Annotated in this window: 9 protein-coding genes and 1 pseudogene; 9 read left to right on the plus strand and 1 reads right to left on the minus strand. The window is 37.0% G+C overall.

Going from position 1 to position 13,006, the window contains the following annotated elements; translation table 11 throughout:
• The 4 genes and pseudogenes from VKY47_RS04765 to VKY47_RS04780 all read left to right on the plus strand — a co-directional run.
• Nucleotides 1-735, plus strand: a pseudogene (locus VKY47_RS04765) (transcription termination/antitermination protein NusA); the annotation flags it as partial.
• Nucleotides 736-764: 29 nt separating this feature from the next.
• Complete coding sequence (gene infB / locus VKY47_RS04770; RefSeq protein WP_324310799.1) at nucleotides 765-3,650, plus strand: translation initiation factor IF-2; 2,886 nt, start codon at nucleotides 765-767, stop codon at nucleotides 3,648-3,650.
• Nucleotides 3,651-3,764: 114 nt separating this feature from the next.
• Nucleotides 3,765-4,349, plus strand: coding sequence for a phage tail protein (locus tag VKY47_RS04775; protein WP_324310801.1), 585 nt, complete (start codon nucleotides 3,765-3,767; stop codon nucleotides 4,347-4,349).
• A 9-nt stretch (nucleotides 4,350-4,358) separates the two neighbouring features.
• Nucleotides 4,359-5,045 (plus strand): T9SS type A sorting domain-containing protein, encoded by a 687-nt coding sequence (locus VKY47_RS04780; RefSeq protein ID WP_324310803.1) that lies wholly within the window; start codon nucleotides 4,359-4,361, stop codon nucleotides 5,043-5,045.
• A gap of 164 nt (nucleotides 5,046-5,209) precedes the next feature.
• On the opposite strand, the gene VKY47_RS04785 is transcribed toward VKY47_RS04780, so the two are convergent.
• Entirely contained in the window at nucleotides 5,210-5,608 is a 399-nt protein-coding gene (locus tag VKY47_RS04785; RefSeq protein WP_324310804.1) for an SPOR domain-containing protein, read from the minus strand.
• Nucleotides 5,609-5,831: 223 nt separating this feature from the next.
• Here VKY47_RS04785 and VKY47_RS04790 point away from each other — a divergent pair, with 223 nt between their 5' ends.
• Genes VKY47_RS04790 through VKY47_RS04810 form a run of 5 tightly spaced genes read left to right on the plus strand, consistent with a single transcriptional unit; the run spans nucleotide 5,832 to nucleotide 12,976 of the window.
• Complete coding sequence (locus VKY47_RS04790) at nucleotides 5,832-7,127, plus strand: c-type cytochrome (RefSeq protein ID WP_324310806.1); 1,296 nt, start codon at nucleotides 5,832-5,834, stop codon at nucleotides 7,125-7,127.
• 57 nt (nucleotides 7,128-7,184) lie between these two features.
• On the plus strand, nucleotides 7,185-10,382 hold the full coding sequence (locus VKY47_RS04795; protein ID WP_324310807.1) for a TAT-variant-translocated molybdopterin oxidoreductase: 3,198 nt from the start codon (nucleotides 7,185-7,187) through the stop codon (nucleotides 10,380-10,382).
• Between the two features lie 35 nt (nucleotides 10,383-10,417).
• Nucleotides 10,418-11,875 carry an NrfD/PsrC family molybdoenzyme membrane anchor subunit gene (gene nrfD / locus VKY47_RS04800; protein WP_324310809.1) on the plus strand — a complete coding sequence of 486 codons (1,458 nt, stop codon included), beginning with the start codon at nucleotides 10,418-10,420 and terminating at the stop codon, nucleotides 11,873-11,875.
• A 3-nt stretch (nucleotides 11,876-11,878) separates the two neighbouring features.
• Complete coding sequence (locus tag VKY47_RS04805; protein ID WP_324310811.1) at nucleotides 11,879-12,415, plus strand: DUF3341 domain-containing protein; 537 nt, start codon at nucleotides 11,879-11,881, stop codon at nucleotides 12,413-12,415.
• 9 nt (nucleotides 12,416-12,424) lie between these two features.
• Complete coding sequence (locus VKY47_RS04810; RefSeq protein ID WP_324310813.1) at nucleotides 12,425-12,976, plus strand: c-type cytochrome; 552 nt, start codon at nucleotides 12,425-12,427, stop codon at nucleotides 12,974-12,976.
• Nucleotides 12,977-13,006: the final 30 nt, after the last annotated feature.

Genomic DNA, 13,006 nt, shown 5'->3' on the forward strand with positions numbered 1-13,006 from the left:
AAGGAAAAACAAATTCCTTCAGACTTTTTTAGAAAAGGTGATAATGTGCGTGGTATTGTTGAAAGTGTTGAGCTAAAAGGAAATAAGCCTACTATTATTATGTCTCGTACCTCACCGGTTTTCTTGGAGAAATTATTCGAACAAGAAATCCCAGAAGTATTCGATGGCTTAATTACCATTAAGAAAGTAGTAAGAATTCCTGGTGAAAAAGCAAAAGTAGCTGTAGACTCTTACGACGATAGAATAGATCCTGTTGGAGCTTGTGTTGGAATGAAAGGATCTAGAATCCATGGCATAGTTCGTGAGTTAGGAAACGAAAATATTGACGTTATTAATTATACATCAAATTTACAGTTGTATATTACTAGAGCTCTAAGTCCTGCTCGTGTAACGTCGGTTAAAATAGATGAGGAGAATAAACGTGCCGAAGCTATTTTAAAACCAGAAGAAGTAAGTAAGGCCATTGGACGTGGAGGGCACAACATTCGTTTGGCTGGACAATTAACTGGCTACGAGATTGATGTATTTAGAGAAGGTGCTGAAGAAGACGTTGAATTATCTGAATTTACTGATGAAATAGAAAGCTGGATCATTGCTGAGTTTAGCAAAGCTGGTTTAGATACTGCCAAAAGCATCTTAGAACAAGAGGTGGCAGATTTAGTAAAAAGAACAGATTTAGAAGAAGAAACAATTTTAGATGTTATTAGAATTCTTAGAGAAGAATTTGAAGAATAACATATTTTTAGGTTATATTAAAGCAATTTATGGCTGAAACAATTAGATTAAATAAAGTATTACGCGAGTTGAACATTTCTTTAGATCGCGCCGTGGAGTTCTTGGATTCCAAAGGTGTCGAGATAGAGAAGCGTCCTACTACAAAAATTTCAAACGAGGTTTACCAGGTTCTTTCCGACGAATTTCAAACAGATGCCAGTAAAAAAATGGCGTCCCAAGAAGTTGGTGAGGCAAAGCAAAAGGAAAAAGAAGCTTTGAAAGAACAGCGTGATCGTGAGCTTGAAGAAAAGGAAAAGGCTAGAGCTAAAAGAGAAGCTGAGGCTAAAGAGGCCGAGGTTGTAAAAGCTAAAGCTACTTTGACTGGTCCAAAACAAGTTGGTAAAATTGACTTGGAGCCAAACAAAAAAGTTGCCGAAGCCCCTGTTAAAAAGGAGGAAGAGGTAAAAGCTGAAAAGCCAGTTGAGAAAACGCCTGAAATAGTTTCAGAAAAGGTTATTGAAAAAGCTGCTGAAAAAGCACCTGAAAAACCTAAAGAAAAAGCAGTTGAAAAACCAACTACAAAAGATATAGAGAAGATTACCGAAAAGCCAAAGGAAGACAACTCTAAAAAAATAGAAACTACAAAAGCAGAACCTACAAAAGTAGAACCTGTAAAGGCTGAGCCTAAAAAGGCCGACCCTAAAAAAGAAGCGCCTAAAACCCCTGAAGCACCTGTGGAGGAGGAAAGATTAGAAACGCAATACCAAAAACTTTCGGGACCTAAAATTGCTGGAGAGAAGATAGATCTATCTCAATTTAATAAACCAAAGAAAAAAATAGACGATAAAAAGAAAGCTGATAAAGCTGGAATCGCCAATAAGAAAAAGCGTCGTAGAATTAGCAAGGCAGGAGCTCCAGGTACTGGAAGTGCAACTACCACTGCTACTCCTGCAAGAGGAGCAAGCGACAGATTTAAAGGAAAACCTGGTGTTGTTGGTAAAGGCAGAAGAGCCACGGTTAAAGAAGAGCCTAGTGAGGAAGAAGTACAAAAACAAGTACGTGAAACCTTAGAGAAACTACAAGGTAAATCCAGTAGAGGAAAAGGTGCTAAATATCGTAGAGATAAAAGAGATTTACACAGAGAGCAAACAGCTAAAGATCAACAAGCTGAAGCTGCAGATAGCAAAATTCTAAAAGTTACAGAATTTGTAACAGCTAGCGAAATGTCGACAATGATGGACGTTCCGGTAACCCAGATTATTTCGGCATGTATGTCGCTAGGAATGATGGTAACCATGAACCAACGTTTAGACGCTGAAACTCTAACTATTGTAGCCGAAGAATTTGGATTTGAGGTTGAATTTGTAGACACTGGTATTGAGGATGCTATTGAAAGAGTTGAAGATAAACCTGAAGATTTAGTTGAACGTGCACCAATTGTTACGGTAATGGGTCACGTGGATCACGGTAAAACATCTTTATTGGATAATATCCGTAAAGAAAATGTAATCGCTGGTGAGTCTGGTGGAATTACCCAACATATTGGAGCTTATGCGGTACAACTAGAAAATGGCCAAAAAATGGCTTTCCTGGATACTCCTGGTCACGAAGCCTTTACGGCGATGCGTGCTCGTGGAGCCCAAGTTACAGATATTGCAATTATTGTAGTAGCTGCCGACGACGATATAATGCCTCAAACCAAGGAAGCCATAGCGCATGCGCAGGCTGCCGGAGTACCAATAGTTTTTGCTATCAATAAAATAGATAGACCAACGGCCAATCCTGAAAAAATTAAAGAAGGACTTGCTAAGTTGAACTTGTTGGTAGAAGATTGGGGAGGAAAAATCCAATCTCACGATATCTCAGCGAAAGTAGGAACTGGGGTGAAAGAATTATTAGAAAAAGTATTGCTTGAAGCTGAGTTATTAGATCTTAAAGCCAATCCAAATAAAGCTGCTGTAGGAACTGTTGTCGAAGCCTTTTTAGATAAAGGTCGAGGCTATGTATCAACTATATTGGTGCAAGCAGGAACCCTAAGAGTAGGAGATTATGTACTAGCTGGGAAACACAGTGGAAAAGTTAGAGCCATGCACGATGAGCGTGGAAAAGAAATTATTGCTGCAGGACCGTCTACACCAGTATCTATTTTAGGTCTGGATGGCGCACCACAAGCAGGTGATAAATTCAATGTATTTGCAGACGAGCGTGAAGCGAGACAAATTGCAACCAAACGTACACAATTACAACGTGAGCAATCTGTTAGAACACAACGTCATATTACTTTAGATGAAATTGGAAGACGTATTGCACTTGGAGATTTCCAAGAGTTGAACATCATTCTTAAAGGAGATGTAGATGGTTCTGTTGAAGCTTTAACAGATTCGTTCCAGAAATTATCTACCGAAGAAATCGAAGTAAACATTATTCATAAAGGAGTTGGTCCAATTACAGAAAGTGATGTCTTGTTAGCAACAGCTTCCGATGCCATTATTATTGGATTTAACGTGAGACCAATGGGTAATGCACGTCAAATTGCAGATAAAGAAGAAATCGATATCAGAATGTATTCTATTATCTACGATGCTATCAACGATCTTAAAGACGCCATGGAAGGAATGTTGTCTCCAGAACTTAAAGAAGAAATTACTGGAACAGCTGAAATTAGAGAAATCTTTAAAGTATCTAAAATTGGAAGCATTGCTGGTTGTATGGTATTAACCGGTAAAATATTTAGAAACTCTGGGGTTCGTTTAATACGTGACGGTGTTGTAATCTATACCGGAGAACTTAGTTCATTAAAACGTTTTAAAGACGATGCTAAAGAAGTCGCTAAAGGATACGATTGTGGAATGCAAATTAAAAATTATAACGACATTAAAGAAGGAGATATAATTGAAGCTTACCATGAGGTAGAAGTTAAAAAGAAATTGAAATAATTTGTAATTATAAGTAAAGAAAAAAGCGACCAATTGGTCGCTTTTTTTATTTTAGGATTGAAAGAATTTATTTACTTTTCCATAAAATTATATAAACTTAAAATCAATCTTATCATGAAGAAAACAATTACTATTTTATTCCTTTTATTATGCTTAAGCGTGAGTCATTTAGCAAGTGCACAAGATCCTTATGTGGGTGAAATTAGAATGTTTGCAGGGAGTTATGCCCCATCTGGATGGGCAAAATGTGAAGGACAGTTATTGGCAATTTCACAAAACAGTGTTTTATTTGCCATAATAGGTACAGCCTATGGCGGAAACGGACAAACAACATTTGCGCTTCCAGATTTAAGAGGACGTGTACCCATGCATTCTGGTAATGGTCCTGGCTTACCTTCCTACGGGCATGGTCAAGCCGGAGGTGACTCTAACGTTTCTTTAACAGTTGCTAATTTACCAGCACACAGCCATCAAGTAAATGCCGTGTTGAATGAGGGTGATAGTTCGTCTCCAGAAAGTAATTTTCCTGCAAATACAAAACTACTAGATAAAGAATATGCTTCTGTGGGTACACCAACCACAATGAATTCTGGTATGATTGGAAGTACGGGGTACAATCAACCCTTTAGTATTGTACAGCCCTATCAAACGGTAACTTTTATTATTGCTTTACAGGGCGTTTTCCCATCTCAAAACTAAATGGTACTTATGAAGCAGAGAAATTATATTTTAAGACTGATTTTTGTTTTAATCGGAACCTGTGTTTATTCACAGACTATAACACTTAATGCATGTCATCCGTTAATAGAAAATCAGGACTATGTATTTATTCAAAAAACTGTAGATAACACGGGAAGGAATACGTTTGAAACTACTCCGGTAGATGAAGACTCGCCATGTGGAGGAATAGGAAATTGTGAGTTTCAAATAGCATGGAATGAGAGTGGCACTCGTTGGGAAATTTATGCCGACGATGGAAACGGTACATTTGCCAATACCTATGTATTATATTATAACACCGAACCATCCTTGCCAAACCCACCTAGTTTATCCCTAGGAAATTGGACTGAAGAAACATCGGTAACACAATCGCTTTGTGGAGCAATTATTTCTCTAACGGGAGATGTGCAGGACACGACTTTAGGTGTAAGAAATTTGCTGATGGAAAATCAGATAAGCATTTATCCCAATCCTTCAAATACAATTATAACTATTGGTAATTTTGAGAAATGGCAAATTCAGGAAATAGATTTTTTCGATATCTCTGGGAGACTGGTTATGAAACATATGGAGTTAAAATCTCAAATAGACGTTTCTAAATTGTCTAAAGGAGTATATTTTATAAAACTAACTACGAATGATCAGATTTTTTTGAAAAAACTAGTGGTACAATAAAAAATAATGACCGTCTAAAAATGGTTTTTCTTAGAGTTAGTCTCTTTTGAAACATCAATTTTAGACGGCTTTTCTTTAGTTCTCTTCAGTATTTTTATTCGCTTTACGCCATTCCTGCTCTAAAGTCAGAGAGCATTAACAGCTTCAATTTAAACCTAAACAAGCTACTCCTTGTCTTTCTTAGGCTTAAAGATGAAAGCTGTAGGAAACTTGGCTTTTACTTTAATCAAAGCTCTATCAGCTTCCAAACGGGTTCTATAATTACCTACCCATATTTTATAGTTTGGTGTTTCGTAAACCAATTTCGAAGGCATTTCTAGACTTAAAGCTCTAAAGTTGCTTTGTGTGCTTTCAGCTTCGCTTCTATGTCCGGAGTAAATTTGAATTTTATACCTATCAGAAGTGTTTTCTGAGGTGTTAATAGTCTTCTTTAAATTCAATAATTGGTCAATTTCCTTATCTTGATTGACAATTACGTTGCCTTGTTGCGCAAAACTTAGGCTGGTAAACAATACCATAAATCCAAGGGTGTAAAGACTGTTCTTTGAGTTCAATATTTTCATTTTCAAGGTTGTTTAATGCAAATGTATGTGATATAAACTGATTTTTATATCGATTTATTATTTAGAATACCTCTAAATTACCAATTAACACTTCCCTAACATTTCTAGAATCGACTTTTAATACTATTTTTGCGAGTGATTTTATAATTGTATCTAATTGTAATTTTTGTTTACCTAAGTGAAAAAATCATACCAAACTAAAGAAGTTAATTCAACTATTAATATGAAACAGGTGAGTGACCGTAAGTTAAGTAGAAATGTGCTTACATTAAGTTTAATTTTTATTCTAACACTTTCAACCTCGATTTTCGCTCAAGACGGCGATCCTGAAAAAGGAAAAACCTTATTCAATACCAATTGTGCTGCTTGTCATCAATTAGATAAGAAGATGACAGGGCCAGCTTTGCGTAATATCGAGCAAATTCTAGCAGACGAACAAGGTTTAGATAGAGAGTGGCTAGCAGCATGGATTCGTAATAGTTCTGCTGTCCTTAAATCTGGAGATGCTTATGCACAAAAGATTTTCGATGAATATGGAGGAGCTGCGATGACTCCTTTCCCACAATTATCAGATGAGGATATTAACGATATCCTAGCTTATACATCGCAAGAGCGTGCAGTTGCTGCGCCTGCTGCCGATGTTGCTGGAGGAGGTGCTTCGGGATCTGCTTCCGATTCTGGTATTTCTAACAAAGTTGTTTTAGGGGCGCTAGCATTGTTGTTTGCTTTGTTGGCAATGGCATTGTTATTAGTTAGACGTACCTTAACTCGTTTTGCGGACGCTAAGGGCGTAGATATTACTAAAACAGAACGCACTCCTATTTGGAAAGCTTTTGTTAAAAACCAATTTTTAGTATTGGTAACAGTTATCTTTTTACTATTGGCCAGCGGATATTACGTTTATGGTTATTTAATGCAGATAGGTGTTGACCAAGGTTATCAACCAGTGCAACCAATTCATTTTTCACATAAAATTCACGCCGGAGATAACGGAATAGATTGTAAATTCTGTCACTCTTCAGCAAGAGTTAGTAAAACTTCTGGAATTCCATCTTTAAATGTATGTATGAACTGTCATAAATCTGTTTATGAAGTTGCTGAAACAACTGCAACCGATGAATACAGTAAAGAATTTTATGATGGAGAAATTGCAAAATTATATGCAGCAGCAGGATGGAGTGATGAGGATCAAGCTTACACAGGCGATTCGCAACCGGTAAAATGGGTAAGAATCCATAATTTACCTGATTTTGCTTACTTTAATCACTCGCAACACGTTACTGTTGGTGGTTTGGAATGTCAAACTTGCCACGGTCCAGTTGAGACTATGGAAATTATGTCGCAATATTCCCCTTTAACAATGGGTTGGTGTATAGACTGTCATAGAGGTACAAACGTAAAAGTTGAAGACAATGCTTACTATACCAAAATACACGAAGAATTATCTAAAAAGTATGGGGTAGATAAGCTTACAGTAGCTCAAATGGGAGGTTTAGAATGTGGTAAGTGCCACTATTAAATTCTCTATAGAGATATAAAATAATTAAAAATAATAAGAAGTAATTCATTATATAATATGTCATCAAACAAGAAATACTGGAAAAGTGTTGAGGAGCTGAACGAAGATAGCTCTATTGTTAAGGCTCTACAACAAAACGAGTTTGTTGAAGAAATTCCTACCGATGAGTTTTTAGGTGATAAAGATTCTTTGGAAAGTTCTAAAACAACACGTCGTGATTTCTTAAAATATGTTGGTTTTAGTACAGCTGCGGCATCTTTAGCAGCGTGCGAGGGGCCAGTTGTTAAATCCATTCCTTATGTAATTCAACCCGATGTTATAATACCTGGGGTAGCCAATTACTATGCAACTACTATTGCAGATGGATTTGATTTTACTAGCGTATTGGTAAAAACTCGCGAAGGTCGTCCAATTAAAATTGAAAACAATACCCTGGCAACCACAAATGGTGGTGCTAATGCTAGAGTACATGCTTCGGTTTTAGGGTTGTACGATAGTATGAGAGTACAAGGTCCAATGAAGGAGGGAGAATATACCTCTTGGGAAGATTTAAATGCTGAAGTTGCTCAAGGATTATCGGCATTAACTGATTCTGGAAAGCAAATTGTATTATTAACACAAACCTTTGCCAGTCCTTCCACTTCAAAATTGATTGGAGAATTTAAACAAAAATTTGGAAACGTTAATCACGTGCAGTACGACTCTATTTCAGAATCTACTGGGCTGGATGCCTTCCAAGCAAAATATAACGAACGTGGTTTAGCTAGTTACGATTTTTCAAAAGCAGCTACCATCGTTTCTATTGGAGCCGACTTCCTTTCCGATTGGCAAGGTGGTGGTTTTGACTCCGGATATGCCTCTGGACGTATTCCTACTAAAGGGAAGATGTCTCGTCATATTCAGTTTGAATCGAATATGTCTTTAACTGGAGCAAATGCAGATAAGCGTGTGCCGATAACACCAACGCAACAAAAGTTGGTTTTAGCTAAACTTTATAGTGAAGTTGTTGGTGGCTCAGTTTCAGTCGATTTACCAGAAAATATTTTAGATGCAGTAAGTAAAGCTGCTTCACAAATTAAAACAGCGGGCAGCAATGCCGTTGTGGTAACTGGAATACAAGATGTGAATGCTCAAACAGTGGTTTTAGAGATTAACGAATATTTAAACTCTAAGGCTTTTGATCCTTCTACGCCAATTAAAACAAGACAAGGAAGCGATAAAGCAATGAACGCTTTAATTGCTGATATGAAAGCAGGGAAAGTTGGAGCCCTTATTATGAGTGGTGTTAATCCAATATATACCTTGCCTAATGCAGCAGATTTTGCAGAAGGTTTAGCAGCTACAGATTTGACGCTATCTTTTTCAATGAAAGCAGATGAAACGGCTAGACAAACCCAATATATTGCTGCCGCACCTCATTATTTAGAATCGTGGGGAGATGTAGAATTAAAGAAAGGTCATTTTGCTTTAATGCAACCAACCATTCGTCCTTTGTTTGATACCATGCAATTCCAAGATGCTTTGTTAGAATGGATTGGAAGCGAAGTATCTTACCATGATTATATTAAACAAACTTGGAACGAAGGAATTCTTGGCTCTAGCTCGTTTAGTCAAGCTTTACACGATGGTGTTTTCGTAGCCGATGGTTTTGTTTCTACAACAGTTAACGCTGGAGAAACAAAGACTGAAGGCGATAAAACCCTAGTGGGTGGAATTATAGAAGACGTTGCACAAGGTTTAGGCTTGAAAAAAGAAGAAGAACAAACAGCTACTGCTAACAATACTTCAACTATTTCTAAGATTGACGGGGCTGCTGCTGCTAGAAGTTTAGCTTCTACCAGTGCTTCAGGAGGTTTAGAACTTTCTTTATATACCAAAGTGGGAATGGGAGATGGTCAACAGGCCAATAACCCATGGTTACAAGAGTTTCCAGATCCGCTTACAAGAACTTCTTGGGACAACTATTTAACCGTTTCTAAAGCTGATGCTAATACATTAGGTTTAAAAAGCGAGCATATGGCAGATGGTGGACTAAATGGAAGCTATGTAGATATTACTGCCAATGGTGTTACTATAGAAAAAGTGCCGGTAATTATTCAGCCAGGACAAGCTATAGGCTCTGTGGGTCTATCTTTTGGTTATGGAAGAACTGCTGGATTAAAAAATGAAATGAAAACGGGTGTAAATGCTTATGCATTATACCAAGACTTTAATACGTTTCAGAATATAAGTGTTACTGCTGCATCAGGCATGCACGAATTTGCTTGCATTCAGTTGCATAACACGTTAATGGGACGTGGAGATATTATTAAAGAAACTTCTCTTGAGATTTTTAATACGAAAGATAAAAAAGTTTGGAACCCTCCAACAGTTGTGTCTTTAAATCATGTTGAAACAGAAGTTGCTGAAGTAAGTCTTTGGGATGAGTTCGATCGTTCTATTGGACATCACTTCAACCTATCTATCGACTTAAACGCTTGTACTGGTTGTGGAGCATGTGTTATTGCTTGCCATGCTGAAAACAACGTGCCGGTAGTAGGGAAAGAAGAAGTACGTAAGAGTCGCGATATGCACTGGTTGCGTATTGATAGATATTATTCTTCTGACGAAACTTTTGCTGGTGATAATGAAAATAAAAATAACATTTCAGGATTAGGAAGTTCTTTAAGTGGGTTTGGTAAAATGGAGCATGCTTCAGAAAACCCTCAAGTAGCTTTCCAACCAGTTATGTGTCAGCATTGTAATCATGCACCTTGTGAAACTGTTTGCCCAGTGGCTGCAACTTCACACGGACGTCAAGGACAAAACCACATGGCATATAACCGTTGTGTAGGTACGCGCTACTGTGCAAACAACTGTCCGTATAAAGTACGTCGTTTTAACTGGTTCTTATATTCTAAAAACGATGAGTTCGATTATCATATGAACGACGATTTAGGACGTATGGTTTTAAACCCAGATGTTGTAGTGCGTTCTCGTGGGGTTATGGAAAAATGTTCTTTGTGTATTCAGAAAACACAAAAAACAATTCTGGATGCCAAACGTGATGGACGTGTTATTAAGGATGGCGAATTCCAAACAGCTTGTTCTGCTGCATGTAGCAATGGAGCCATGGTATTTGGAGACATCAACGATAAGGAAAGTAAAGTTGCAAAACTTTTAGAAGATAACCGTATGTATCACCTATTAGAGCATATTGGCACAAAACCAAATGTGCAGTATCATACTAAAGTGAGAAATACAACCGAAGCATAATAAAAAGGAATTAAGAAAATAATTATAGAAGGATTATGGCGTCTCATTACGAAGCACCTATTAGAAGACCTTTAGTTACAGGCGAAAAATCATACCACGATGTATCTGTGGATGTAGCACGACCTGTAGAAGGTAAAGCAAACAAATCTTGGTGGATAGTTTTTTCTATTGCACTAGCAGCGTTTCTCTGGGGAATAGGATGTATCATTTACACAATAGCAACTGGTATAGGTACCTGGGGTTTAAACAAAACCGTAGGTTGGGCCTGGGATATTACTAACTTCGTTTGGTGGGTTGGTATTGGTCACGCAGGAACATTAATTTCTGCTGTACTTTTACTTTTCCGTCAAAAATGGAGAATGGCAATTAACCGTTCTGCAGAAGCAATGACCATCTTTGCGGTTATTCAAGCTGGTTTGTTCCCACTTATACATATGGGTCGTCCATGGTTAGCATATTGGGTATTACCTATACCAAACCAATTTGGTTCTTTATGGGTAAACTTTAACTCACCATTACTTTGGGACGTGTTTGCAATTTCAACATATTTATCGGTATCGCTAGTTTTCTGGTGGACTGGTTTATTACCTGATTTTGCCATGCTAAGAGACCGAGCTATTAAACCTTTTCAGAAGAAAATTTATTCTTTATTAAGTTTTGGATGGACTGGACGTGCTAAAGATTGGCAACGTTTTGAAGAAGTATCTTTGGTTCTTGCAGGTTTAGCAACACCTTTAGTACTTTCTGTACATACCATTGTATCTTTTGACTTTGCTACGTCTATAGTTCCAGGATGGCATACTACCATTTTCCCTCCGTACTTTGTTGCCGGAGCCGTGTTTTCTGGTTTTGCCATGGTAAATACGCTTCTTATTATAATGAGAAAAGTAGCAAGCCTAGAAGATTATATCACAGTTCAACATATTGAATTAATGAACATTGTAATCATGATTACAGGTTCTATAGTTGGTGTGGCGTATATGTCCGAGTTATTTATTGCGTGGTATTCTGGAGTAGAATATGAGCAATATGCATTCTTAAACAGAGCTACTGGTCCTTACTGGTGGGCATATTGGGCAATGATGACTTGTAACGTATTTTCACCTCAATTTATGTGGTTCAAAAAATTAAGAACAAGTATCATGTTTTCATTCTTTATCTCTATTGTTGTAAACATAGGAATGTGGTTCGAACGTTTTGTAATTATTGTAACCTCGTTACATAGAGATTATTTACCATCATCATGGACCATGTTCTCTCCAACATTTGTAGACATAGGAATCTTTATTGGTACCATTGGGTTTTTCTTTGTGTTATTTTTATTATATGCTAGAACCTTCCCAGTGATTGCACAAGCAGAAATAAAAACTATTTTGAAATCTTCTGGAGATAAATATAAGAGTCTAAGAGAATCTGGACAAAGTTTAGTAGGAACTGGAGTTGATGAAAGAACTTCTGGAAGTCAAGTTAACAAAACTAAAAACGACGAGTAGCATATGGAAACTTCAAAAGTAATTCACGCTATTTATACAGATGATGATGTTTTAATGAACGCCGTTAAAAGAGTAAGGGCTGAAAAATATCACATTGAAGAAATATATACACCTTTTCCAGTTCACGGACTAGATAAGGCTATGGGATTAGCTCCAACAAGATTAGCAATCACATCTTTTATATATGGTTTATTAGGTTTAATTGTTTCTATTGTTATGATGAATTATATCATGATAGACGATTGGCCTCAAAACATTGGTGGAAAGCCAAGTTTTAGTTATATGGAAAATAGCCCGGCATTTGTACCAATTATGTTTGAGCTAACCGTATTTTTCGCTGCCCACTTAATGGTTATTACCTTTTATTTAAGAAGTAAGTTGTGGCCATTTAAAAAAGCTGAAAATCCAGATTTAAGAACTACAGACGACCACTTTTTAATGGAAATCCCAGTTCATGGAAATCAATTGGATTTAGAAAACTTACTTAAAGAAACTGGAGCAGTTGAAATTAAATTAATAGAAAAAGAAGAAGCACATTAATATTGTAATATGAAGAGCTTAGTAAAAATAACGGTTATCGCATTAGTATTCGCATCGTTTGTGGCTTGCCAAAACAAGTCAAAACCTAACTACCAGTTCATGCCAGATATGTATGAAGCTGTAAGTTATGAAACGTACTCAGAATCGGCTGCCTTTAGTAATGGCGTAGAAGCCCAATTACCTGTGGATGGAACGGTTCCTAGAGGACATTTGCCTTTCGATTACTCGAATACCATTGATGATTATAATTTAGCAAAAACAGAATTAATGAGTCCATTGGATTCAACTCAAATTGATTTTGTTCGTGCCAAAGGATTATACGACATTTACTGTGGAATTTGCCACGGGACCAAAGGTGATGGACAAGGGAATTTAGTGAAAAGAGAAAAAATCCTTGGAATTCCAAAATACGACGATATAGGTAGAGCTATTACAGCTGGAAGTATTTACCATGTTATTTACTACGGTAAAAACACTATGGGGTCCTATGCAAACCAACTTAATGAAGAAGAGCGTTGGCAAGTAGTTGCTTATGTATTAGATTTGAAAGCTAAATTATAAAAGTAAGAAAGATAAAGATTCAATATAGAT

This window comes from Xanthomarina sp. (assembly GCF_035306705.1).
Lineage (GTDB): Bacteria > Bacteroidota > Bacteroidia > Flavobacteriales > Flavobacteriaceae > Xanthomarina.

Bases quoted from the DNA above. Each gene is read 5' to 3' on its own strand.
- infB (WP_324310799.1), top strand. From the start codon at position 765: ATGGCTGAAACAATTAGATTAAATAAAGTATTACGCGAGTTGAACATT.
- VKY47_RS04775 (WP_324310801.1), top strand. From the start codon at position 3,765: ATGAAGAAAACAATTACTATTTTATTCCTTTTATTATGCTTAAGCGTG.
- VKY47_RS04780 (WP_324310803.1), top strand. From the start codon at position 4,359: ATGAAGCAGAGAAATTATATTTTAAGACTGATTTTTGTTTTAATCGGA.
- VKY47_RS04785 (WP_324310804.1), bottom strand. From the start codon at position 5,608: ATGAAAATATTGAACTCAAAGAACAGTCTTTACACCCTTGGATTTATG.
- VKY47_RS04790 (WP_324310806.1), top strand. From the start codon at position 5,832: ATGAAACAGGTGAGTGACCGTAAGTTAAGTAGAAATGTGCTTACATTA.
- VKY47_RS04795 (WP_324310807.1), top strand. From the start codon at position 7,185: ATGTCATCAAACAAGAAATACTGGAAAAGTGTTGAGGAGCTGAACGAA.
- nrfD (WP_324310809.1), top strand. From the start codon at position 10,418: ATGGCGTCTCATTACGAAGCACCTATTAGAAGACCTTTAGTTACAGGC.
- VKY47_RS04805 (WP_324310811.1), top strand. From the start codon at position 11,879: ATGGAAACTTCAAAAGTAATTCACGCTATTTATACAGATGATGATGTT.
- VKY47_RS04810 (WP_324310813.1), top strand. From the start codon at position 12,425: ATGAAGAGCTTAGTAAAAATAACGGTTATCGCATTAGTATTCGCATCG.